Genomic DNA, 23,160 nt, shown 5'->3' with positions numbered 1-23,160 from the left:
TTCTCTGGTCGTTTCAGGGGACTGGGTCACGCGGCGAGGTAGCCGCCGTCGACCGGGAGCACGACACCGGTGATGAACCGGGCGTCTGGCCCGCACAGGAAGGCGACGGCCCCGGCGACGTCCGCGGGCTCGCCCCACCGGCCCATCGGCGTGCGGTCGACGATGCGCTGGAACGTCTCGGCGTTGTCGTGCAGACCCGCCGTGAGGCTGGTGCGGATCCAGCCGGGCGCCACGGCGTTGACCCTGATCCCCTCCGCCGCCCATGCCACCGCCAGCGCCTTGGTGAGCTGCAGCACCCCGCCCTTGCTCGAGGTGTACGCGGGCACGAGCGGCCCGCCGAAAAAACTCAGCATCGACGCCACATTGACGATGCAGCCTCCGCCGCGGCACAGCAGCGGCTTGGCGCTGACGCAGGCGCGCATGGTTCCGGTCAGATTGATCTCCACCACCCGCGCGAAGACCTCGGGGCGATACTCCTCCCCGCGGTGGAGGACTCCGGCGGCGTTCACCAGAACGTCCAGTGCGGGCAAGCCGGCGAGGAAGTCCTCCAGATCGTGACCGTTCGTGATGTCCAACTCGACCGTGCGCGCGACCGCGGCCAGCGAGGCCGGCGTGTCCGCGGAGCGCAGCCCGGCGACGATCACGCTCGCGCCGGACCCGGCGAACCGCTCGGCTATCGCGGTGCCGATCCCGCTGGTCCCACCGATGACGACGACACTACGGCCCGCGTCCGGCCGCGCCAGGTCCGAAGGGAGGGCATCCAGGCGGGCGGCGGACCTCGGCGAGCCCGCTCCATCTGCCGCGACGGAAACCTGCTCGCTCTGCTCGCTCACGGCCATCCCTTTCGGGCGGAAGATGACTGGACGAACACGATTTAACCCGCCGGTACTGCGACCGGCCGCCGTTCATGCGGGACCAGGATGACCGTCATTCGATTCGAGAGGGCCGCCGCCCGGACGGGCGGTTCACGCGATCTCGACCGGCGGCCGGACCGGGAAGGGCGACAGGTCACGCAGCAGGTGGGATGTAGTCGCGGTTCTTCATGAGCACGTGGGTGCCGGCCGTCCTGATTCTGAAATCGCGCGGCTTCGACGGCCGGTCGCTGGCTCGTCAGGAGCCTGCAGGTAGGCGTGTCGTGGCATGGTTCGTGCCGCCCGAGGAGGAGTCTCGGGCGGCACGATCTTGGACGGCTAGGCCGCGGTGCAGGTCATCGAGGCCGGCACGCCGTTGGTCCCGGACCAAGAACCGTTGAACCCGAACGCGGCCGAGGCGTTGGTGTCCAGGTTGCCGTTCCACGACAGGTTCGTGGCGGTCACGTTGGCGCCGCTGACCGTGTGCGTGGCGTTCCAGAGCTGGGTGATCGTCTGCCCGTTGGGGAAGGCCCAGCGCACGGTCCAGCCCGTGATGGCGGCCGAGCCCGAATTCCGTACTGTCACCTCCGCCTGGAAGCCGGGCGTCCACTGGTTGACGATTCGGTACGTCGCGGTGCAGGCCTTACCCGCCGGCGGGGACGGAGACGGCGATGGGGACGGGCTAGGTGACGGGCTAGGTGACGGGCTGGGTGACGGGGACGGGCTGGGTGACGGGGACGGGCTGGGTGACGGGGACGGGCTGGGTGACGGGGACGGGGACGGGCCAGATTGGGACTTTTCAGCGGTCCAGGTGCTCACCCAGGCCAGCACCGCGTTCCAGTTGATCGCCACCTCGTTCACCGACCACGCGTTGATGTCGTCCAGGTAGCACTTCTGCGGCCGGCACCCGGCCAGGCGCTGCTGGGCCACCGGATCCTGGAGCCCGCTGTTCGGCCCTCCGGCCAGCGACCCGGGCGGCGCGATCGGCAGCGAGGAGTTGAGCTGGTTGGCCCAGTGACGATGGTGGACATTCCGCGAGGGCTTGTCGCCATACCCGGTCACATACGACTGACCAAGCGGGTTGCGCCCGAGAACGTAGGACATCGTCTCGAACACCCCGCCACGGAACCTCTCCTGCTGGCTGAAGTCGTACGCCAGCGCCAGCACCACCGCGTTGTTCAGGATCAGATTGTTGGACCCCCAGATGTAGCCTCCGCCGTTCGGCTGGAACGGCACCGGGTAACCCTGGTTGCGCATGATGTTCAGCAGCGCGTCTCCCCTGCTGACGAACTGGCCGCGCAACGTCTGCCCGATCGAGGAGGTCAGCCCGTTGGGCACCAGCGCGAGGGTGATGTCACCAAGGGTCCCCACCTCAGACCACTGAGCGCCCTCGTTGGTGAAGCTCCTCCCGAAGTAAAGGCTGTGGGCGGTCAGGTCGTTGCGGTAGATCTGCTTGCCTGTGGTGACGAACAGCTCGGCCGCCGCCCAGTAGAACTCATCGCTCACTTTGCCGTCGACGTAGGACCCGCCTCCGACGCCGTCGCTCTCCGGCGCGAACACTGACGGATTGGCCTTTGCCGCCGTGTAGGCCTTTTCGGCCGCGGTCAGGCACCGGCCGGAGAACGACGCGTCGATGGAAGCCCAGACGCGTGCGCACTGCGCGCCCGCTGCGGCCAGGTTCAAGGTGGCGGCGGTGCTCGGCGGTGAGAGGAACCGGACTTCGGGATCCTGGGCGGGCAGCAGCGGAAGCCCGGTCCAGTTCTGGTCATGGATCTTGTGATGGGCCATGCCCGCCCGGGTGCGCCCATCGGGGACCTGCATCTTCAGCAGGAAGTCGATCTCCCAGCGGGCCTCGTCCAAAATGTCGGGCACGCCGTTGCCCCGTTCCGGGATGGCCAGGGTGCCGTCGGCGAGCAGGGCTTGATTCGCGCCGGGCACGTTCCTGGCCCGCTCGTAGAGGTTGACCAACTGCCAGGCCGACATGCCGCCGTTGATCACGTACTTGCCGTGGTCGCCGGCGTCGTACCAGCCGCCCCGCACATCCAGCGTGTAACCGCAGCTCACCCGACACGCCACCGCGTTGTCTCCCCGGTTGGGCGAGACGTTGAGGTGCCCGGCGGCGCGGGCGTACTGGCTCCCCGCGAACTGCGAGCTGATCGCGATCCCACTGCGCTGGTGGTAGAAGAACGCGAGCGCGTCGGACGGCAGGCGCCGCCAGGCCGTGGTCCCCAGGTCGAACGGCTGGCTGGACTCGTTCCCCACGGCGAGCACGAAGTTGGCGCCCGAGCCCTGATACGACGAGAAATCCATCTTGTGGACGGTGTCTCCGGAGGCCGAGTCCTGGCCGAAGACACTGGTGGTTCCGCTCGCCACCACCTGGTCGGCTCCGTTGAGCAGCGACCAGGTCACCGGTGCTGTGGAACCGCTGATGAGGGTCGCCTGCTTGGCCGCTCCAGGGGCGTACTCGACCTGGTTGACCTTGATGTTCTGGCCGAGCGGCGGCCGGACGGCGGCCCGGGCGGCGGGCGCCGTTAACGTGATCGAGCCGACGGCGACGGCCAGCGCCACCGCTAAGGCCGTTCGTAAGCGTCCTGTCCTCATTGATTTGTTCATCGTTGACTCCCTTAGGAGCGTTCTGCGCGGGTTTGTGTGCCCAAATCGTGAGGCAGCGCGCCCACTGCGGACACCGCTCTGTCCTCTGGAGGTTCGTTCGCCCAGGTCACTGGTGGAAAAAGAACGAATGCTTCTGAAATTTTCACGAAACACTCGTTCCATAGGACCATTGGCCGCAGGCCAATAGACTTCTGATGTGACCGCTACCACTCGCCGCGATCAATCTGGAGCGCATCCCCGCCGGGAGATCACGGTTGCCCGCATCGCGGAACTCGCCGGTGTGTCCGCGCCCACCGTGTCCAAGGTCATCAACGGCCATCCAGGCGTTTCGGCCAGCACCCGGCGGCGAGTCGAGGAGCTCATCAGACAGCACGGCTGGCAACGCCGCCCGGAGGTCACCGGCCCCGCGGCCATCCTGGAGATCCTCTTCCAGTCGCTGGACAGCCTCTGGGCCCTGGAGATCATCCGCGGCGTCGACCAGGTGGCCCGCACCCACGGCCTCGCGGTCGCCATGACCGACATGCGAGGCCTGCATACCCCCCCGCCCGCCTGGACCGACCAAGTTCTCGCCCGCCGGCCGGTCGGAGTGATCGCCGTTTCCGCCAACCTCAGCGAACGGCAGCGCGCCCAGCTGGCCAGCCGGGCGATCCCGCTCGTCGCGCTCGATCCCAACGGCGAGCCAAGCCACCGGATCCCCTCGGTCGGGGCGACGAACTGGAACGGCGGCCTGACCGCCACCCGCCACCTGCTGGAACTCGGCCACCGCCGGATCGCCGTGATCGGCGGACCACCCGCGCTGCTCTGCTGCCGAGCCCGCCTGGACGGTCATCGCGCGGCGATCGACGCCGCCGGCGTGCCCGTGGATCCCGCTCTGGTTCGCCACGGCCCGCTCTACGTGCACGGCGGCCTAGCCGAAGCCCAGGAACTCCTGGCGCTCCCCGAGCCGCCCACCGCGATCGTGACCGCCAACGACCTGCAGGCCCTCGGCGCCTGCCAGGCCGCCCGCCGCGCCGGCCTGCGCGTGCCCGAGGACCTGAGCGTGGTCGGTTTCGACGACCTCCCGCTGGCCCAGTGGTCCGACCCGCCGTTGACCACCATCAGCCAGCCCCTGGTCAAGATGGGCAGCACCGCGGCCACCCTCATCATGTCCATCGCCGCAGGCCGCCCCCCCGACCAGCACCGGATCGAACTCGCCACCTCCCTGATCGTCCGCCAGAGTACGGCGCCCCCGCGTTCTTGATTACTCGGGTCCGACGCGCTGACCGAGGTATCCCTCCGGGAGGGTTGCGGCCCGCCTTCCGCCCTCAGCGCGGAGTGAGCGAAGCCGGCCATCGCGCGATCAGCGGGATTGCGTCGTCGTAGCGCAGCTCACCCGCGCGGACGCGGCGAGGCGCCGCCGGAACCTCTCCAGCATTGTGATCGCCGTGGCGGCTGTCGCGGATGAGCTGCTTAGGTCGCCCGCCCGCTCACCACGCCCCTAACGGTGGTTCTCGTACCGCACGCGATGCCGTGCACGTCATCGACGGTGCCGCGGGTGCTCGGGTTGACTTGTCCCCCGGATGTGGTAAATAAACCGGTTAACAAACGTATTATTTCAGGCCTTCTCCGCCGAGGGTGTATATGACCGACGCAACGAACTCCCTGTCCTTGTCCCAGTTCAAGCCACAAATGCCCGGCAAGATTGACACATCCCGGCCGCATTCCGCCCGGGTGTATGATTACTGGCTCGGAGGCAGGGACAATTACGAGGCCGATCGCGTCCACGCCGAGCAGTTGCTGAAGCTCGCTCCCGATCTCAAGCGCAGTGCCCAGGACAATCGTGCCTTCCTCGGCCGGGCTGTTCGTTATCTGGTCGCGCAGGGTGTCACTCAGTTCATCGACATCGGCACCGGCATCCCGACTCAAGGGAACACCCACGAGGTCGCCCAGGCCGCCGACCCCGCCGCAAAGGTCGTCTACGTCGACAACGACCCCATCGTGCTGAACCACGCACGAGCCCTGCTCACCAGTTCGCCTGAGGGCCGGACTGCCTACGTGCACGCCGATCTCCGTGAGCCGAAGACGATCCTCAACCATCCCGACGTGCGGGAGATCATCGACTTCGGCCAGCCCGTGGGGATCATGCTGGTCGCCGTGCTGATGTTCATCCATGACGCGGATCAGCCCGCCGAGGTGCTCAAGCAGCTGACTGATGCGGTGCCCGCGGGCAGCCACCTGGTCATCTCGCATGTGACTCACGACTTCATCCCGCCTGAACTGGCCCGGGCGACCCTCGACCAGCACGCCCGGACCGCTTTCCCGCTGACCCAGCGCACGAGAGCTCAGATCACGCGGTTCTTCGAGGGCTGGCAACTCGTCGGCCCGGGCCTGACCAGGGTTTTCGACTGGCACCCCGAAGGGAGCGCGGACATGTCCACGCCTTCGCATGAACGTGCCTGGGTTTACGCAGGGGTCGGCAGGAAGTCTTGACGTCCATCGGCCAAAGGTGCGGCGGAGCGGGTTGAACTCCCGATGCTGTTTGTTGGATCCCCCGCGATATCCTGCTCGCCCGTGGCGGCCTGTTGCCGTGGACGATTCGGCCGCGAATAGCGCGAAATCCTGAAAATGCTCCGACAGGCGATTATGCGCGGGATGGGCCAATAGCCTACTTAGCGATCTTTGATTCGTTGGCGCTGGTAGTGGGATCGGCGGGCTTGGGCTTGTCGTTGTCGTCGCCATTATGACCAGTGCTGACTGTGGGCATCGTGCAGCGGTGGCCGGGTCAGGAGGGCGAAAAGGCGGAAGATCTCGTTGGCCGAGACCGCGATCGGGTTCTGCCTGGGGTCGGATTGTGCAGACTCCGGTTCGTCCATGAGGTTGGCGTGGGTGACGGCGAACATGGCCAGGGTCATGTATCGATACCAGGTGGGATGGGGAGGCGGACCGGGTAGCGGTCGACGGCGGCTTCGTTTCCTGCCGGTCTGGAAGCGTCCCTCGATGCTCCAGCTGGCACCGGCCACCTGGACGATGCGGTGCGGTGACGCGGGCGCGGAGGTGTGGCAGAGGTGGAAGGCCGATCGGCACATCTCGATCTGGGTGAAACCCGCCGGCCCACCCGCAGGACGGGCCGGCGGTGTGGGGACTGCGGCCTACCTGATCTGACTCGCGGCCGGCGGGGCGGGCACGGCCGACGGGCGGGCGGTGGCGGTCAGGGCCGAGGTCAAGGCCAGGATGAGGGCGCCCAGGATCAGCTCGATCCTGATCGAGCGGCGCAACTGGGTGCGGGTAACCAGTTCCTCCTGCGCCGGGCCCGGGCTCAACCGGGTCCGGCGGCCGACCCCGGCGGGGATGGCGTACTGGTGGCGGACCGTGGAACGGCGGCGGACCGCCGAGCGTGACCACATGCCCAGCCACAGCAGCAGCCCGAGCGCGGCCAGCTTGAACAGCAGCAGCGTGCCGTAGCTGGAGCCGGGCAGCGCGGCGAGCGAGCCGAGCGCGCGCCAGGAGGTGTAGCCGCCGTCACGATCAGCGCGCCAAGCGCGACGGTGGCCAGCCGCGAGAAACGCTCCTCCGCCGCCAGCACCTCCGTCAGCGGGCGGGGCGGCGAACCGGCCAGGACGCACGCCATCAGGAACACCATGCCGCCCAGCCAGGCCGCCATCGCGAGCACGTGCACGACGTTCACCGCGACCGGCACGATGCCGTCGGCCGCGTTGGCGTGGCCGGTGCCGGTCCAGGTCACCGGCAGGCCCACGCCGAGCAGGACCAGCGCGGCCCACTGTCCGGCACGGTGGCGCAGCCGGAACAGGGGCACGCCTCCGATGGCCAGGATGGCGAGCCGGGCCAGGACGTGGCGGCCGAAGTCGCTGTCGGCGACGACCGCCAGCAGGTGGGTGTCGGCCACCGCGCTCAACGGCCTGCCCGCCGCGTACGGGCCCTGGAGCAGCAGTCCGGCGACGGCGGCGAGCGCGGTGGCCAGCCAGCCCGCGGTGAGGATCCGGCGGGCCCGCGGATCGGAGCAGCCGGGCCGCCAGCACAGGGTCAGGAAGACGACGCCGCCGCCCAGCAGGGCCAGTCCGGCGTAGCCGGCCCACCGCGACACCCAGTACAGGGCCGCCACCGAGGTATCGCTCACCGCCCCGGCGCCGCTGGACAGGCTGAGCGGGGCGGCCCGCGCGCTGCCGGTGCTGAAGACGAAGGCGCCCTCGACGGGATGCGAATCGCCGGAAGAGACGCGCCAGTTCACGCGGTAGACGCCGTCGGCCAGGCCGGTCGGGACGGGGAGCACCACCTGGGCGGGATCCGCGGGGTCGACCACCGCGAGGCCGAGCGTCGTGCCGCCCGCGTCGAGCAGCCTGACGCCCTCGCCCACCAGGACGACCTCCTCGTCGAAGCGGAGCCGTATCTCGGCGGGCGGGGTGTCGAGGTGCTCGCCGTCGGCGGGCGTGGAACTGAGGAGCCTGGCGTGGGCGTACGCGGGTGACGCCGTGGCCAGCGCCAGGCCGATCGCGGCGGCGAGCGCCGCCGTGATCCCGGCCAGGCGGACGCGCCAGAGGCGGCCCATGGTCTTCCGCTTTCTGTCGGGCTGCCTCTGGCGCATTTCCAGTCCTTTCCTATAGGGATCTTCTAGAGGGGGGATTCCCGAGGTGCCAGTCGGCTGGACCCGGAAGACGCTCCACATGCCCGCCTGGGCGAACGGCTGGCGGCCGTCGCCGTACAGGTAGTCGCCGGCGTAGTTCTGCGGGCCGCCCGCGCCGCCGACGAGTTCGGCGTCAATGACCTCACCCGCCGTGACCGTGCGCGAGGTGAGCAGCTGCGAGCGGTGGTCGCTCGCGTCGGTCCACATGTTCGGCTCCAGCGGGTACATGTGCCCGGAGACGGTGAACGCGTGGAACTGGTCGGACGCGGCGACGCCGAGCCGGAAGACCACCGGATCGCCGGCGAACGCCCTGGCCACCGGAGTGTCCGGATCTCCGAAGACCACCGAGCTGAACGCCCGGTCGTGCGGTGCGGTGAGCGTGGCCAGGTCGGGCCTGGACGGGTTGGCGGTCAGCCCGAGGCGTACCGTCAGCGGTTCACTGTGGTAGCTGACGTGGCTGAACGCCTTGTCCAGGGAGCCCGGATTGCCGGCCGTGCCCGGCGGAGCGCCCTCCACCGGAGGGGTCGGGATGTTGGCCGCGGTCACGCTGTTGACCCCGACGCCCGCCACCCAGTCGATGTACGGCACGATGCTCCGCGCGTACTGCTGGTCGGTGGTGTGCAGGGTTAGGGCGAACTCGCGGAACTTCGCCCCGTTCGGCACCCGGATGATGGCCTGCGCGCTGGTCGCGGCCGTTCCCAGCGGGGTGTTGTCGGCGCTGCTGGACCACGTCGAGTTCCTCGGCTCCACGATCAGCAGGCCGTACGCGCCGTGGCGGATGGAGCCCACGTTGGCCAGGTTCTGGAAGATCGAGGTGCCGAGCTGCTTGTCGGCGTAGAAGGTGTAGGTTCCGCTCTGCCCGGCGGCCACCGAGCTGTCGGCATTGAGGCCGACCGTGGCACCGGCGGACAGTTGCTGGTTGTGTGGCAGTTTGGCCAGGTCGAATCCGGCCCGGGTGCCGCCGTACAGCGACCCGGGGGTGATCTGGTTGCGGAGGGTGATCGTGACGCAGTCGCCCTCGTTGGCGCGCAGCACCAACGGCTCGACCCGCTTGGTCCCGGCCTGGATCGCCGCCTTGTCCGAGGTCAGCGAGTAGATCACGCCGCTGGTGTCGGGGAACGGTGTGGTGGGCAGGGCCCGGTTGAAGATCGACACGTCGTAGCCGAGCGCGCAGGCCCCGGACGGGCACGGCGTCTTGGTCTGGGAGACCGCCGCTGTGTTCGGGGTGCCGTTCGGGTTGAACGCCGACGCCGGGTTGGGTCCCGGGTTCTGCTGGGTGTTCCCGGTGGCCGCCGACAGTTTGGGGAATCCCGCGCCGCCGGGTGGCGCGGCACGTCCGGACAGCACCCGCAGGTTCGATTGCAGCGTGTCGTGCACCCGGAACAGGCCCCAGGCGCCGCTTTCCAGGGCGAAGGTGCGGGTGCTGTAGTACAGGAAGTCACCCGACATGCCGCCGGTGCCGCCGGCACCGCCGTCCAGGACGTAGTCGAACCGTTCCGAGATGCCGGTGGTGGCCGCGTCGGTCAGCTGCCCGTCGGCGTTGAATCTCTCCATCCGGAACCGGTGGCCCTGGATGCGCAGCGCCTCGGCGCGTTCGTTGAGGCCGATCGTCCGGATCACCACCGGGTCGCCGACGTAGGCCCGCAGTAGTGGCGTCAGCGGCTCGCCGTACTTGACCGAGGAGAACACGTTCGGGTCGACCGAGGTCACCGTGGCGCGGGTGGTGTTGTTGTTGGGGTTGCCCGCGATGTCGCCGTCGTTGCGGAAGGCGTTGCGGCAGCGCTGGCCGTTGTACTCCTGCCGCTGGTCGGTGGTGGCCGGGTTGGCGGGCGTGGCCCCCGGCGGTGTTCGTTCACCGAGCGGCGCGGCCCGCAGGTTGATGGAGCCCTCCTCGCATTCTTGACCGAAGTTGCGATTGTCGCCTGCTACCTCCAATCGGCCGCGGCGGCCGTTGTGCAGGTAGATCATGTACTCGCGGAAGGAGCCGGACTGGCCGACGCCGACCGAGCCGCCGGTGTTGACGATGTCGACGATGTTGCCGCTGCGCACCTGAGCGCCGGTGACCGGGTCGTGGTAGGTGGAGTTCTTCGGCTCGATGATGTGCGCGCCGAACAGCCCGTGCGCCCAGGATTCGATGCCGTTGACGTGGTCGTGCCAGAAGACGGTGCCCGAGTCCACGTCGGAGTACCAGCGGTACTGGACGAACTCCACGGTGACCGGCTCGCCCGCGGTGTGCGTCTTGGTCAGCGCGCTGTCCAGGGTGAGCACGTTGCCGCTGATCGCGGTTATCTTCTGGATCTCGATGCTCGGGCGGCCGACCCCGATGCCGATCGAGATGCCCGGCCTGATCCTGCCGAGGGTGGAGACGGTGATGCTGGTGGGCGAGTTGACGGTGGTGAGCTGCCGGTTCTCCCGGGCGGTGGAGAAGATCGACTGCTCGTACGCGTAACCGGTGATCACGCCGTCGGAGGCGCGCGGATCGAACTGCACGAAGTGCGTGTGCATGTTGATCTTGTGCTGGACATCGGGGTCCAGCTCGCTGCCGAGGGTGACGGCCACGCAGTCGAAGACGTTGGATCGGATCGTCAGCGGCTCCGGTGGCCTGGCCCCGCTGACGACGGCGTTCTTGTCCTCGTTGAGCACGTAGATCTCGCCGTCGGCGTCCCGCTCCCGGACCGTCGCCTGGATCTCCACCGGGATGGCGGTGATGTCGTAGGTGCGCAGCGGCGCGCTCTGCGGGCAGAGCCCGTCGGGCCGTCCGCTCGTCGCCGTGTCACCCAGGTACGGTGCGCCCGAGTGCCCGTTCGGCGAGAAAGGCGGGCGCATGCCCAGGTGCGGTTTCAGCATCGGGTACGCGGGCCGCCCGTTGACCGGGTTGAACAGGATCTCGGGCCGCGCGCCCGGCGCGGGCGAGACGTAGTTGGCCCACTGGCTGGCCGTCTCCGGCTCACCCAGGTAGACCGGCGCGGTCGGGATGCCCCCCTTCTGCCAGTCCCACACGGTGGCGTCGTCGGGGTCCTCGCCGGTGCCGGTGTTCCACCGGGCGCCCGGCGGCGGCAGCTGCCCTTCGACCAGGGACTCCAGTGCCACCTGGGTGGTGGGGTTGGTGAGGCCGGCCTGGAGCACGACCTTCCTGCCGTCGGGCATGGTCTTGCCGATCAGGCCGTTCGAATTGACGGCTGCCGGGGCGTTGGCGCGGCCGGGCAGCGTCGCCAGGTCGGACTGCCTGGTGTCGAAGACCCGCCACATGCCCCACATGCCGGCGATGTAGTGGTGGGCGATGTGGCAGTGGTAGAGGAAGTCGCCCGCCGCCTGCTGGCAGCCGCCCGCGCCGCACTCGTGCTCCAGGTTGTAGGACTCCTGCGGGCTGATCGTCTGCGAGTCGAGCCGGATCGAGCTGGCGTTCTGGAGCGGGACCTTCTTGAGCCCGCCCGCCATGTCGGTGTTGTCGGCGCCGGGGTTCAGCCGCCACCGGGTCGCGCCGCCGTGCAGGTGGTGCACGTGCAGCTGCTCGAACCCCGCGTGCATGAGCCGGGTCTTGGTCGGCTCGCCGAGGTAGGAGCGCGGGATCGGGGTGGCCGGGTCGCCGTTGGAGTAGGAGCTGTAGGCGAGCGACTCGTTGGCCTGCTGGACCTCCAGGCCGCGCGCCGCGAGCAGTTGCAGCCGGCGCCAGAACGACTCGCTGCGGTAGTTGAGCGCCCGCGAGCTCGGCCGGTAGGAGTTGGTTCCGCCGCCGCCGGCCGTCGGGGTGGTCGGGTTCGGCGCGCCGGTGTCGATCATCGGGACGGGCCGGCCGAACTGGACCTCGTCGCCCTGCGGGGTGCCTTCCGCGTTCTCGCGCAGGGGCCGCCGGACGTTGTAGTTCTCGTCGCCGACCTCGTGGTAGATGATGCCGAACTCGCGGAACGCCGGGCCGCTGACGGGCCGCACCATCGCTTCCCAGTTGCTCCAGTTCACCTCGTTGGTCTTCTCCGCGCCGGTGACCGGGTCGTACCAGCGCGCCCCGGCCGGTTCGGCGATCAGCGCGCCGAACAACCCGTGCGCGGTGAGCTGGGTGCTGTCCCCGCCGCTGCGGAACACCTTGGTGCCCTCGCCCAGCAGGGGGTCCAGGTAGAACTTGTACATGCGGGTCGAGCCCGGCACGGCCGTACCGGACAGGGTGTTGTTGCCGACGATCTGGCCGCCGAAGCCGCCTACCGCGTCGTAGGAGACGCCCTGCATGTCGATGGATACCGACGGCGCGCCGCCGGGCTGCACGATCGACGGGTTGCCGTTGGGGCCGCCGCGCGGCGCTTGCGTGATCTCGTTCTTGAGCATGATCACGACGCATTCGCCGAGCCGGGCGCGCAGCACCAGCGGCTGGATGGCGTCCTGCCCGAGCCCGATCGACACCTTGGCCGCGCCGGGCGCGTTGAGCGGCTGGGCCGAGGCCGCCTTGAGCGCGGCCTCCTGCGCGCGGACGGCGGGCAGGTTGCTGGTGAGCGTGTACATGTACCCTAACGGGTCGTGATCGCCGAAGCGGTTCAGTGGAGTCCCGGTAGCAATGAAGAAATTTTCAACGAAGTAGCGTCTGACCTGCGATAACGCAGGAGCCACCGGCTGGTGTCTCGGTTTGATCACGGTGTTGGATCATGACCAAGGTCAGTTCGCGGCTCGGGTACCGGCCAGCGACTACCGCCGTTGCTTCGCATCGTCGGCTCCGGCGCCCAGCTCGGTGATGCTGGTGTCGTGGTCGCGGAGCATGCGCATGACGGTGGCCGGGGACGGGTGCCGACCCCTCTTGGCGCCCTGGGTGATGACCAGGCGGGAGGCGATCTCACGGAGGCTGAGGTCCTGGTCGCGCAGATGCACCGCCATGGACAGCATGGCCTCATCGGTGACGGCGGCACCGCCAATGGCCTTGCCGTTCTTGCGGGCGCTCTCGTGGCCTTCCAGGGTGCGGTCGCGGATGTATTCGCGTTCCATCCCCGACAGGGCGGCCAGCACGGTGAACACCACGCCGGACGGATCGTGGCTGCCTTGCAGCTCGCCGGTGAGGAACTGCAGGCCGACGTCGCAGGCGCGCAGCTGTTCGGCGAGCTCGGCCAGGGCCAGACCGCGGCCGAGCCGCTTGTGCTCGTGGACGACCAGGGTGACCGCGACGCCGGAGGCGCGCATCTCCCGGGCCAGGGTCACGGCCCGCTCGAGTTCGGGGCGCCGCGTGGCGCGAGTGGAGATCTTCTCGGAGAAGACCCGGGTGACCCCGGCAGTCTTGAGGGAGTCGAGCTGGGTCTGCAGCGACTGGCGCACCGTCGAGGCGCGGGCGTAGCCGATCTTGGCGTGTCCGGACGTCTGGGTGCCGGCGGCGGGGCGGGGCAGTTCCACCCACGAGGTTCCGGGTTTGCGCAGCGCCGGGGTCGGCACGTTGAGCACTTTGGCCAGGGACGGCACGAGCCGGAACCGGGCGGTGTGGTACTGGGCGGCCACCTTGCCCCGGCCGGTGCGGCAGGGCGATCCGGCCGGGGCGGCGCAGGAGGACATCGGGCAGTCGAAGGCTTCCACGCGGGAAAAGTCGTCGTCGCTCACCCCGCGATCGTTTCATGGATACGTTTCAAAGCTCCAGCGATTCGAAACGACTCATGGAACAGAATCAGGGCGGGAACGCCCTGGACGGCCAGACGCCGGGCCACTGTTTCATAGGTGACGCTTATGAAACACGGCGACGTCAGCTGGCGGAGATGTCCGCATCGGCCGGTGGCCAGCCGAAGGTGTCGATCAGCGCCGTCAGCCCGGGTGAGGAGTGCGTGGAGATCATGCCCGATCTGGGTCGGCAGCGCGCCGTCGCCGATGGCGGCCGCGCGGGCCTTGGTACTCAGCACGATGACACCGCCGGCGGCGATGTAGCGCCACATGCGCGAACGGAGCCCCGGCCAGGACCACACCCGCCGTGCCGTTGACCGGGCCGCTGTGGTCCAAGCGATCTTCAAGGGCCCCGCTTGGACCGCGTGGCTCACGGACGCCGACTGGCGCGCCCCCGGCGGTGGCGTCAGGGACCGCACCCGGCCCGGGCTATCGCGGACGGGGACTTCGGGACATGGCCAGATGCTGCGTGAGGTCACGTTGGTCATGCGTGGAGAGTGACGAGCGTGCGGATGCGACCGGTCGCGCGTGCTGTGATCGGTGGTTGCTTGGGCTCATGCCCTTGACGCGTTTGAACGCGGCGCTGAAGTTGAACGCGTCAGAGTAGCCCACACGCTTGGCGACGTCGGCGATGGTCGCGTCCGGTTCGATGAGCAGATCCGAGGCGATGGTCATGCGCCATTCGGTGAGGTAGGCCAGCGGCGGTTGGCCTACGAGCGTGGTGAACCGGCGCGCGAAGGCGGAGCGCGAGACACCGGTCCGGGAGGCCAGCTGCGCCACCGTCCAGGGGTGCGCCGGGTCGTCGTGCATGAGTCGCAGCGCTTCGCCTACGATCGGGTCGCTCAGCGCCGTGTACCAGGCCGGAGCGCTGCCCTCCGGGCGGTCGAACCACGCACGCAGTGTGCAGACGAGCAGCCAGTCCAAGAGGCGGTCGAGTACCACTTGCTGTCCCGGACGGTCAAGCGCGACCTCCGCCGCGATGTACTCGCGCACCGCGGCGGTGTCGCCGTCCACGGATACGGTCAGCACCGGCGGCAGCGCCTTGAGCAGCCGCCGGCCGATGTCGCCGCCTACCGGATACGCGCCCACGATCAGCGTCGTGGACCCGTTGGGGTCGCCGCACGTTCGCCAGCCGAGATGGTGCACCGTGCCGCCGTTCGCGGGGGTCGCGCAATGCTCCCCATAGTCGGTGGTTACTGGCGCGTTCGTGGCCGGCTCGTCGACGAACAAGAACGGTCCTGGGCCGCGCACGACCACCGCCTCACCGACTGTGATGCGCTGAGGCGCCTGTGCCTCGGCCATGATCCACCCCTCGCCTTGGAGAAGGGCGCACAGCATCAGTGGCGCGCCGTCGACGAACCGCAACGACCACGGCGGTGACAGGATTGAGTGCCCGAAGAAAGAGCCGTTGGAACGTACCCCGCGCAGGAGATCGGCAAAGGCGTCCATGGCTGGAAGCGTAGACGAATGGACATGCGAAGCGCGGTTTTGGCCCATGGAAAGTCCACATCTGGCACGGTTTCATGGGATCCATGAGCCAAGACGTATTCCTTGTACTGGGTGCCACGGGAAAGACCGGCCGGCGGGTGACCGCCAGGCTGCGGGCCGCTGGCAAGACCGTTCGGGCGGCCTCCCGATCGAGTGAGGTGCGCTTCGACTGGGCGGATCCGACCACATGGGACGACGTGGTCGACGGTGTCTCAGTGGTGTACGTCATCGCGCCCGAGGTGCCGGGTCCCGCGCACGAGTTCGTCCCCAGGGCGGTGGCCGCCGGCGTGCGCCGGTTCGTGCTGCTGTCCGGCCGCGGCGCCGACATCTGGGGAGACTCCCCCTTCGGCCTGGACGTGCGCTCGGCCGAGGAGGCCGTGCGCGCGTCCGGCGTCGAGTGGTCGATCCTGCGCCCGACGAACTTCAGCCAGAACTTCGACGACGGCTTCTTTCACGCTCCGATCATGGCAGGTGAGCTGGCGCTGCCCGCCCGTGGCATTGTGGAGCCCTTCATCGACGTGGACGACATCGCCGACGTGGCGGTGGCGCTGCTCACCGAGCCCGGGCACGCCGGCCGCAGCTACGAGTTGTCCGGCCCGCGGGGGGTTACCTTCCGCGAGGCCACCGAGGAAATCGCGCGGGTATCGGGTCGGCCGGTTCGTTACGTTGAGGTCTCGCCCGAGGAGTTCGTCGCCGCGCTCGTGGCGCAGGGGTTCTCGCCCGAGGTCGCAAGCTACGGCCGGGAGATGTTCGACTTGATGCGCCGCGGTGTGACCGCTGAGGTCACCGACGACGTGCACCGCGTTCTGGGCCACCCGCCCCGCGATTTCGAGACCTATGTTGCGCGCGCAGCGGCAGCGGGGGCGTGGCGTTGATGTCGGTCCTGGTGCTTGGCGCGACGGGGAAGGCCGGCCGCCGGGTGGCGACGCTGCACGGAGCAGCCTGAGTCGGACCTGCTCCGGCTGGCCGCTGAGCTCCTGAGCTCCTGGAGGAGATCGTCCAGCCGGACGCGGGGCCGCGGACCAAGGTTACGGGCTCTGGCCCGAGGAAGTACGCGCGGCCGCCACGGGCCGGTGGCCTTGGGTGCCGGATGGACTGTCCTGGTCGAGCCCGGGGCCCGCGGTGAACCGTCAAAGGGCGGGGGGCTGTGGGTCAGCTCCGGGCGCCGAGGTGGAGGCCGCCGCTGGCGTCGAGGATCTGGCCGGTGATCCAGCGGCCGTCGTCGGAGGCGAGGAAGGCGACAGCGTCGGCGACGTCTTCGGCCCGGCCGAGGCGGTTGAGGGCGGTCTGGCCGACGATGAGCTCCTCGACGCCCGGGGCCTCGAAGACGGGCACGTTGACGTCGGTTTTGGTGGCGCCGGGGGCGACGGCGTTGACCGTGATCCCGCGGGTACCCAGCGCACTGGCCAGGGTCAGGGTCATCGTCTCAAGGGCGCCTTTGCCCATGGCGAAGGAGGTCTGGCCGGGCAGGGCCATCCGGGCGGCGACCGAGGTCAGGGTGATGATGCGGCCGCCGTCGCGCAGCAGCGTGAGCGCCCGCTGGATGAGGAAGTACGGCGCCTTGACGTTCACCGCGAACAGGTGGTCGAACTGCTCCGGGGTGTCCGTCCCAATCGGGCCGGCCGGGAGGGCCGCGGCGTTGTTGACCAGGATGTCCAGCCCTCGCCCCGCCAGCCCGCCCTCCAGGCCGGTGAACAGGGTGTCAACGTCCCCGGCCGTTCCCAGTTCGGCCCGGACGGCGAAGGCGTGCCCGCCGGCCTTCTCGATCATGGCGACCGTCTCGTTCGCCCCGGATTCGCTGCCGCCGTAGTGCACGGCGACATCCGCGCCGTCAGCGGCGAGACGCAGGGCGATGGCCCGCCCGATGCCGCGCGAGGCTCCGGTCACCACGGCGGTCCTGCCGGTCAGTCTGCTCATTCCACTCACCTCTGTATGTTAGTGACTCTCTATCTGTTATGAACTACCAGCACGGTACTGTATCGCACATGAGTGGCGAAAGACCGAATCTGCGCGAACGCCGGCGCACCGAGACTCAGCGCATGATCCAGTCGCATGCGATGCGGCTGTTCATAGAGCACGGCTACGACGCGACCACCGTCGACCACGTCGCCAGGGCATCCGGGGTCTCGACGATGACCGTCTACCGGCACTTCCCGACCAAGGAAGACCTGGTGCTCTACGACCAGTACGACCCCCTCATCGCGGCCCGGGTCGCAGCCCGACCGGCCGACGAGCCCTTGGTGCGCCGGATCGGGCGGACCCTGGTCGAAACGACCCGGGCCCTGGTCGAAGCAAGCCGCACCGCCGCCGGACCCGCCGACGACGCGTGGGGGGCGCGCTCGTCGCCGGAGGAGGACTTGCTGCTCGCCCGCCTGCGGTTGATGATCGACACGCCCGCCCTGCGCGCCCGCCACCTGGACAGCCAGTTCGCCACCCAGAAGGCCATCGTCGACGCCTTGCTCGGCGACGCGCCGGAGCCCGAGGTAGAGTTCCGCACCTGGGTCGCGGCCAGCACCTGCCTGGCCGCGATGCACGTCGCCCTGATGCGCTGGGCCCAGGAGGACGGTCGCCCGGACCTGCCCGGCCTGATCGCCGCCGCACTCGGCGCCGCCTTCGACGACGACTTCGACTGACCATCCGCGCGGAGGCCACCATACCCCGTAACCCCGCGCTCAAGATTTCTATCGCAGGGTGGGCAGCGGGTTGAGCCATGCCTGGACATCTCGGACCGTGAGCCCCCACGGCCGTCGGTGCATACCTAGCGATCCACTGTTCAAGCACGTCGCCGCTGTCATCCGTATCGTGATCGAGGCGCCTGGCCACGTGCGCCAGCGAACGTTCGCCTGGCGTGGGCTCAGTCCCTCAGGTGGTTGATGGTCTCCAGGCGCGGCATGTCGGCGCCCGGTGGGGCATTGCCTTACGGAACACCACCGGATCTCCCGTGCGAGATGCGACTGTCACCCGGCGGGGGAAGGCGTCCTGCTCCCAAAGCTGTCTCAAACCCCAATGCAGCTGTGAGCTAGATCACGGTTGAGGTTGACCTTGGGTCAGGGTGGAAGCTCGGCGCAGCGGGTCGATACCGACCCGGACATAACAGATTCAAAGGATCAGACAACCATGACGATCACCCTTTCCGATCAGGACAAGAGCACCCTGCGGATTGCCGCGTACGGCGCCGTGACGCTGATGACCGCCGCCGGGGCCGCCGGCAAGCCCCACGAGATCGCCACCCACGGCAGTATCGCGCTGGGCTCGGCCACCGGCCTGATCGGGCATGTGCTCGCCGAGTACCCCAAGGCCAAGGATCTGGCCGGTAAGTCCGTGGCCGAGATCGCCGACCGCGTGCTGCCGGCCCTGACCGCGGCCATGAACCTGCTGAAGCAGCAGGATCCGGCCGAGGCCGGCAACTTCCGCAGTGCCGTTCTCATCGCTGTCGAGACCGCCCAGATGCAGCAGGGTCGGCCGAGCCCCGCCTCGGCTGTGATGGTCCGCAAGATCACCGAAGCCCTCGACGCCGCCAGGGTGGCCGTTGCCGACAGGGGGGCCGTGCCGGAAGCTGCGGCCGGGCAGGATCGCCCGGAGCTGCAGAAGGCGATCGAGGAGATCATCGATTCCGGTTTCGTCGGGATGTCGCTGCGGGTGAACGATGAGCGGGGCGAGTGGGTCGGCAGCGCCGGGGTGGCCGAGCTGGGCGGGACCGCGAAGCCGCCGGTCAACGGGCATGCCCGGATCGGCAGCAACACCAAGACCTTCACCGCAACCCTGGTGCTGCAGCTGGTGGCTGAGGGCACGATCGAGCTGGACACCCCGGCGGCCGACTACCTGCCCGAGTTCGGGCTGGACCGGCGGATCACGGTGCGGATGCTGTTGCAGCACACCAGCGGGCTGTTCAACTTCATCGGCGAGGTCTACGAGGACGGGTCGATCGTGCACGGGATCCCCGTGCCCTACGGCATCACGGGCAAGGAGTGGCTGGACAAGCGGTTCCACACCTACCGGCCAGAGGAGCTGGTACGAGTGGCGCTGTCCAAGCCGGCCCGGTTCGAGCCGGGCACGGGCTGGAGCTATTCCAACACCAACTACGTGCTGGCCCGGCTGCTGATCGAGAAGGTCACCGGCCGCTCGCTCGCCAAGGAGATGCAGCGGCGGATCCTGGGGCCGCTCGGGCTGTCGGGCACCGTGGTGCCGGACGCCTCGCCGGAGATCCCCGAGCCGCACGCCCACGCCTACTACCGGTACGAGGACGCCGGCGAGCAGAAGACGATCGACGTCACCCGCCAGAACCTTTCCTGGAGCTCCACCGGCGGCGACATGATCTCGACCACCCAGGACCTCCACACGTTCATCTCCGCGCTGCTGGGCGGCAAGCTCCTGCCGGCCCCGCTGCTGGCCGAGATGTGCACCCCGCACCCGACGGGCATCCCGAACATGGACTACGGCCTGGGAGTGTTCGTGGTGAACACGGACGGCGGCGGCACCGTCATCTCCCACAACGGCGGCACCGTGGGCTACGCGGCGCTGATGTACAGCACACCCGACGGCAGCAAGACCCTGACCGGCGTACTGAACTGCGTGGACGACGCCGACCTGTCCATCGCGACGGCATGGCAGAGCGCCCAGCAAAGGCTCCTCAACGAGGTGTTCGGCGACGAGCAGGCCGATCCGGCTCAGCCGGCGGACTGAACACCTGTGACCCGTACGCCTTGAGAGGCGACCCCTTCCGGTCGTGCATCAGGGAGAACGCGAACCGGGCCACGCCGAGCTCATCGAGCTCGGCGTGGCCCGTCCACATGCTCGGCGGTGGTCTGCTTAGTCGCCGAGCTCGAGCACAAGGCAGGATTTTGCAGATGAACGGAGTCACGATCGGGCAGGCGGCGGCATTCGTCGGCGTCACAGTGAAGACGGTGCGGCACTACCACAAGCTCGACCTGGTGAAGGAGCCCGAACGCGACAGCTCCGGCTACCGCAGGTACGGATCGGCCGAGCTGCTGCGGCTGGTGCAGGTCCGGACGCTGGCCGCCGCCGGGGTGCCGCTGGCCGAGATCGGGCCCCTGCTCGAGGCCGATGCCGCGCTGTTCGCCGCCGCGCTCGCCGACGTCGAGCGGCAGCTCACCGAACGGATCGAGGAGCTGATCGCGCGCCGTGACACGCTGCACCGGCTCGCCGACGGAGACCGGGCTCTGCTGCCCGACCGCGCCGTGGCGCTGCTGGAGCGGCTGTGCGGCCTCGGCCTCCCCGAGGACGAGGTAGCGGCCACCAGGGAGGGCTGGGTGCTGGCCAGGGCCCTGGTTCCCGAGGGCTTCGACGACTTCCTCACCCATGTCGAGCACGCCCTCGACGACCCCGGCTTCGTCGCGTTGAGCAAGCGCGCCATCGAAGCCACGGCATGGGAGCCGGACGACCCGCGCCTGGCCGAACTCGCCACCGCCGCGGCCGACCACTTCCTCGCCAACCCCGCACACCTGAAGATCGTGACCGGCCTGCAAGCCCGCACCGAGGCCGCGGCCCGGTACCACCTGATCGCCCACTACGGCGAAGAGCAGGGATCGGCCACGGCCCGGGGGGTCGCGCTCGTCGAGGCCAAGCTCCGCGCCGCGGGCATCCATATCCCCAGACCAGACACCCACTGACCGCGCCCCGAGAGCACCCCTGAGCACTACGACTACAGGTTGCACGCCACCAGAGCGCCGGCCTCGGTGCCGCAGCCGCTCCGCATCGAGGTTGACCTGCACCAACCGCGAGCGGCGGACCTGGCCGCTTTCCTGCCCGGCGTCACCCGAAGCGGGCGCACCGTCGCCTTCGACGCCGAGACCATACCGGCCGCCTACGGCATGCTCCAGGTCATCGTCGCGCTCGCCCAGAACGGGCCGTAAGCACCAGGGGGTGGCCCGCGCCCGGCGCAGACCACCCCGACGATCATCGCCTACGCCGCCTCCTCCACCGCGCGCGGCGCAGGGCTTGTCAGGGCATCAGTCCCAGCTCACGCAGCTGCGCGGGCCGCAGCGGCCGCCAGCCGCTGCCATCCAGCTTGGCCAGCTCCGCCTCGACATCCACATTGATCACCCCGAAGAAGTTGATATTGTCGCTGTGCCCGGGGGAGATGTGCGACAAGATCTCGTCGCTCACCTCCCGGCCCTGCGAGCGCAGCTCCAGCACCGCCCTAGAATAATATTCTGTGGTCCAGGCGACGGCCGAGTTGGTCAGCAAGGTCAGGCACCACGCCTGCTCGGTCTGCTGCTCCAGGTGCGGGCGGGTGATCGTGCCTGCTGGGCGTAGTGCAGGTCGCGGCGCAGCGCGTGCAGGCTCTCCCCCTTGTTCAGCTGCCGCGAGATCTTCCTGCGGAACGCCGGGTCCGACAGGTATTTGGCCAGGTGGACGGTCCTGCGCAGCATGCCCCATTCCTTCAGCGCGGCGGCCAGGGTGTTCTGCCGGGAGGCGGCCGACCACTTGCCGACGATCAGCGAGGCGGTGGCCTGGCCGTACTTCAGAGCCCCGGCCATCCGCAGCAGGTCCGGCCAGCAGCCGGCCACCAGGTCTTCATTCCAGCGGGCACCCAGCAGCGGCCCGGCGTGCGGGTAGCGCTTGGCGATCTCGGTCGGGGTCTCGTCCGTACCAGGGGGTGACCCGGGTCAAGTCCCGCAACCGCGGGGTCAGCGCCTTGCCGACCAGGTCGAACAACGCAAAGTTGATCAACGTCGCTCCATGACTGTCGGTCGCGTGCTCGGCGATCGGAAGGTCGGTCGCGTTGCCCAGGAAGTCGTCCAGGACGTAGTGCGCCTCCCGCGCCGTCGGCACGATGATCTTCGTGCCGTACGTCGACCACTGATCGGAGACATGGGTGTAGGTGGACAGCACCTGACCACCGTGAATGACCATGTTCCGGCCGGTCACGGTCTTGCCGCGGACGGGGAACCGCTGCCCGTCCGAGGAGCTCATGGTGCCGCCGCCGAACACCTTGGCCAGCTCCAGGCCGTAATGGTGGTCAACGATGACCGTGTTGGCCTCGCGCAGCGTCTCCTCGCGCACATACCACTCCATCGTCCAGGCCAGCACGTCGTAGGACACCCCGCAGGCCTCCGACATGCGGGCCAGGCCCAAGTTGGTGGACATCGCGATGAGCACGGCCAGGATGTTGCGCTTGGTCTCCACGGACGTGCTGAGCTTGCGCCCGTCGGCGTGGGTGAAGCAATCCAGGAAGTGCGTGCGCGCGTCCAGCTCGATCAGCAACGAGGCGATCGGCGCGAACGGCAGCATCCCGGCCAGCTCGTACTTCAGCGCCTTGGCCTCGGCCGGCACGTCCTCGGCCGACAGCGGCGGCACCACCAGATGCTCGTCCTCATCCAGCCGGACCATGCCGGTGTCATCCGGTGCGGCGCCGGCCAGGGTCTTCTCCAACTCCTCCAGGGCGGCGTGCAGTTCCTCCTTGCCCTGCTCCAGGGCCTCGGCCGCGTTCGGCGGCTTGCCCGAAACGACCTCGCGACCCGTCCGACTGGCCGTCCTGTCCAGTTATACCCTCGCGAGGGAAGCGCTTTCCAGCTGGATCGCCGGTCACCCGGACTTCATCCTCCTCGGCCAGGCGGCCAGCTGGCGCCACCTGCGCGAGCTGTGCGCGCGGCACCGGATCGACGCGGTCCTGGTAGAGGTGGACACGCTCTGCCCGCAGAGCATCCAGGCGCTCGGCGAATTCCGCGCGTCCGCTCCCCTCATCCAGGTGGTGCTCGCGTACTCCGGACTGTCCCCGGAGGGGGTGTAGGACACAATCGTAGGTTCCTGTGATCGGTCCTGGTCGTCGAGTACTCTGGTTACGGATCAAACAACCAGATTGCGGAGGCGTGATGACCGTTCCTCCTCTCGAAGACCTGGAGGCCCGGCGGGCCGAGCTCTACGCCGAACTGGCCGCGGTCGGAGATTTCCGGCGCGGCTCGGTAAGCGAGAACTACCGCCGGTGCGGCAAGCCGAACTGCGCCTGCG

The 23,160-nt window shown here is 69.1% G+C and carries 18 protein-coding genes and 2 pseudogenes; 9 read left to right on the top strand and 11 right to left on the bottom strand.

Annotation, left to right across the window (positions count from 1 at the left end; all coding sequences use genetic code 11):
* Positions 1-26: 26 nt before the first annotated feature.
* On the bottom strand, positions 27-833 hold the full coding sequence (locus tag ABGB08_RS02835; protein WP_347585882.1) for an SDR family oxidoreductase: 807 nt from the start codon (positions 831-833) through the stop codon (positions 27-29).
* A gap of 357 nt (positions 834-1,190) precedes the next feature.
* Positions 1,191-3,464 carry a glycoside hydrolase family 9 protein gene (locus ABGB08_RS02830; protein ID WP_347585880.1) on the bottom strand — a complete coding sequence of 758 codons (2,274 nt, stop codon included), beginning with the start codon at positions 3,462-3,464 and terminating at the stop codon, positions 1,191-1,193.
* A 196-nt stretch (positions 3,465-3,660) separates the two neighbouring features.
* On the opposite strand from ABGB08_RS02830, the gene ABGB08_RS02825 reads away from it, so the two are divergent.
* The gene (locus tag ABGB08_RS02825) at positions 3,661-4,704 is read left to right on the top strand and encodes a LacI family DNA-binding transcriptional regulator (RefSeq protein ID WP_347585878.1); all 1,044 of its coding nucleotides are present in this window, start codon (positions 3,661-3,663) and stop codon (positions 4,702-4,704) included.
* 380 nt (positions 4,705-5,084) lie between these two features.
* On the top strand, positions 5,085-5,933 hold the full coding sequence (locus ABGB08_RS02820; RefSeq protein ID WP_347585876.1) for an SAM-dependent methyltransferase: 849 nt from the start codon (positions 5,085-5,087) through the stop codon (positions 5,931-5,933).
* 248 nt (positions 5,934-6,181) lie between these two features.
* On the opposite strand, the gene ABGB08_RS02815 is transcribed toward ABGB08_RS02820, so the two are convergent.
* Entirely contained in the window at positions 6,182-6,355 is a 174-nt protein-coding gene (locus ABGB08_RS02815) for a hypothetical protein (RefSeq protein ID WP_347585874.1), read from the bottom strand.
* Positions 6,356-6,440: 85 nt separating this feature from the next.
* Here ABGB08_RS02815 and ABGB08_RS02810 point away from each other — a divergent pair, with 85 nt between their 5' ends.
* Positions 6,441-6,605, top strand: coding sequence for a hypothetical protein (locus ABGB08_RS02810; RefSeq protein WP_347585872.1), 165 nt, complete (start codon positions 6,441-6,443; stop codon positions 6,603-6,605).
* Here the strand turns inward: ABGB08_RS02810 and ABGB08_RS02805 are convergent.
* The 5 genes and pseudogenes from ABGB08_RS02805 to ABGB08_RS02785 all read right to left on the bottom strand — a co-directional run bounded on the left by ABGB08_RS02805 (position 6,593) and on the right by ABGB08_RS02785 (position 15,150).
* Positions 6,593-7,066 (bottom strand): CopD family protein, encoded by a 474-nt coding sequence (locus tag ABGB08_RS02805; RefSeq protein ID WP_347585870.1) that lies wholly within the window; start codon positions 7,064-7,066, stop codon positions 6,593-6,595. The two genes, ABGB08_RS02810 and ABGB08_RS02805, sit on opposite strands and share 13 nt — an antisense overlap.
* A 575-nt stretch (positions 7,067-7,641) precedes the next feature.
* Positions 7,642-8,007 (bottom strand): annotated as a pseudogene (locus ABGB08_RS02800) (copper resistance CopC family protein); the annotation flags it as partial.
* A gap of 4,746 nt (positions 8,008-12,753) precedes the next feature.
* The gene (locus tag ABGB08_RS02795; RefSeq protein WP_347585868.1) at positions 12,754-13,647 is read right to left on the bottom strand and encodes a recombinase family protein; all 894 of its coding nucleotides are present in this window, start codon (positions 13,645-13,647) and stop codon (positions 12,754-12,756) included.
* Entirely contained in the window at positions 13,644-13,973 is a 330-nt protein-coding gene (locus tag ABGB08_RS02790; RefSeq protein WP_347585866.1) for a hypothetical protein, read from the bottom strand. The genes ABGB08_RS02795 and ABGB08_RS02790 overlap by 4 nt, the downstream gene beginning before the upstream one ends.
* A gap of 157 nt (positions 13,974-14,130) precedes the next feature.
* A complete protein-coding gene (locus ABGB08_RS02785) occupies positions 14,131-15,150 on the bottom strand; it encodes an AraC family transcriptional regulator (RefSeq protein ID WP_347585863.1) in 1,020 nt (339 codons plus the stop codon).
* 83 nt (positions 15,151-15,233) lie between these two features.
* Between ABGB08_RS02785 and ABGB08_RS02780 the strand changes: the two genes are divergently transcribed.
* Positions 15,234-16,064 carry an NAD(P)H-binding protein gene (locus ABGB08_RS02780; protein ID WP_347585861.1) on the top strand — a complete coding sequence of 277 codons (831 nt, stop codon included), beginning with the start codon at positions 15,234-15,236 and terminating at the stop codon, positions 16,062-16,064.
* Between the two features lie 277 nt (positions 16,065-16,341).
* Here the strand turns inward: ABGB08_RS02780 and ABGB08_RS02775 are convergent, their stop codons facing one another.
* Complete coding sequence (locus tag ABGB08_RS02775; RefSeq protein ID WP_347585859.1) at positions 16,342-17,106, bottom strand: SDR family oxidoreductase; 765 nt, start codon at positions 17,104-17,106, stop codon at positions 16,342-16,344.
* A 68-nt stretch (positions 17,107-17,174) separates the two neighbouring features.
* Between ABGB08_RS02775 and ABGB08_RS02770 the strand changes: the two genes are divergently transcribed.
* The 4 genes from ABGB08_RS02770 (at position 17,175) to ABGB08_RS02755 (ending at position 21,062) form a co-directional block, all read left to right on the top strand.
* Entirely contained in the window at positions 17,175-17,822 is a 648-nt protein-coding gene (locus tag ABGB08_RS02770; protein ID WP_347585857.1) for a helix-turn-helix domain-containing protein, read from the top strand.
* Between the two features lie 484 nt (positions 17,823-18,306).
* Positions 18,307-19,872, top strand: coding sequence for a serine hydrolase domain-containing protein (locus tag ABGB08_RS02765; RefSeq protein WP_347585855.1), 1,566 nt, complete (start codon positions 18,307-18,309; stop codon positions 19,870-19,872).
* Positions 19,873-20,036: 164 nt separating this feature from the next.
* A complete protein-coding gene (locus tag ABGB08_RS02760; RefSeq protein WP_347585852.1) occupies positions 20,037-20,819 on the top strand; it encodes a MerR family transcriptional regulator in 783 nt (260 codons plus the stop codon).
* A gap of 39 nt (positions 20,820-20,858) precedes the next feature.
* Positions 20,859-21,062: a M55 family metallopeptidase gene (locus ABGB08_RS02755; RefSeq protein WP_347585849.1), complete on the top strand. Its 204-nt coding sequence runs from the start codon at positions 20,859-20,861 to the stop codon at positions 21,060-21,062.
* Positions 21,063-21,150: 88 nt separating this feature from the next.
* On the opposite strand, the pseudogene ABGB08_RS02750 reads toward ABGB08_RS02755, so the two are convergent.
* Together ABGB08_RS02750 and ABGB08_RS02745 are read right to left on the bottom strand one after the other, a co-directional pair.
* A pseudogene (locus ABGB08_RS02750) lies at positions 21,151-21,719 on the bottom strand (Tn3 family transposase).
* Between the two features lie 7 nt (positions 21,720-21,726).
* The gene (locus ABGB08_RS02745; RefSeq protein WP_347585847.1) at positions 21,727-22,584 is read right to left on the bottom strand and encodes a Tn3 family transposase; all 858 of its coding nucleotides are present in this window, start codon (positions 22,582-22,584) and stop codon (positions 21,727-21,729) included.
* Positions 22,585-22,612: 28 nt separating this feature from the next.
* Between ABGB08_RS02745 and ABGB08_RS02740 the strand changes: the two genes are divergently transcribed.
* Positions 22,613-22,942 (top strand): hypothetical protein, encoded by a 330-nt coding sequence (locus ABGB08_RS02740; protein WP_347585844.1) that lies wholly within the window; start codon positions 22,613-22,615, stop codon positions 22,940-22,942.
* Positions 22,943-23,160: the final 218 nt, after the last annotated feature.

The organism is Acrocarpospora sp. B8E8 (assembly GCF_039871605.1).
GTDB lineage: Bacteria > Actinomycetota > Actinomycetes > Streptosporangiales > Streptosporangiaceae > Acrocarpospora > Acrocarpospora macrocephala.
The sequence above is the reverse complement of the archived record's forward strand: the minus strand, read 5'-3'. Positions and strand labels throughout refer to the sequence as shown.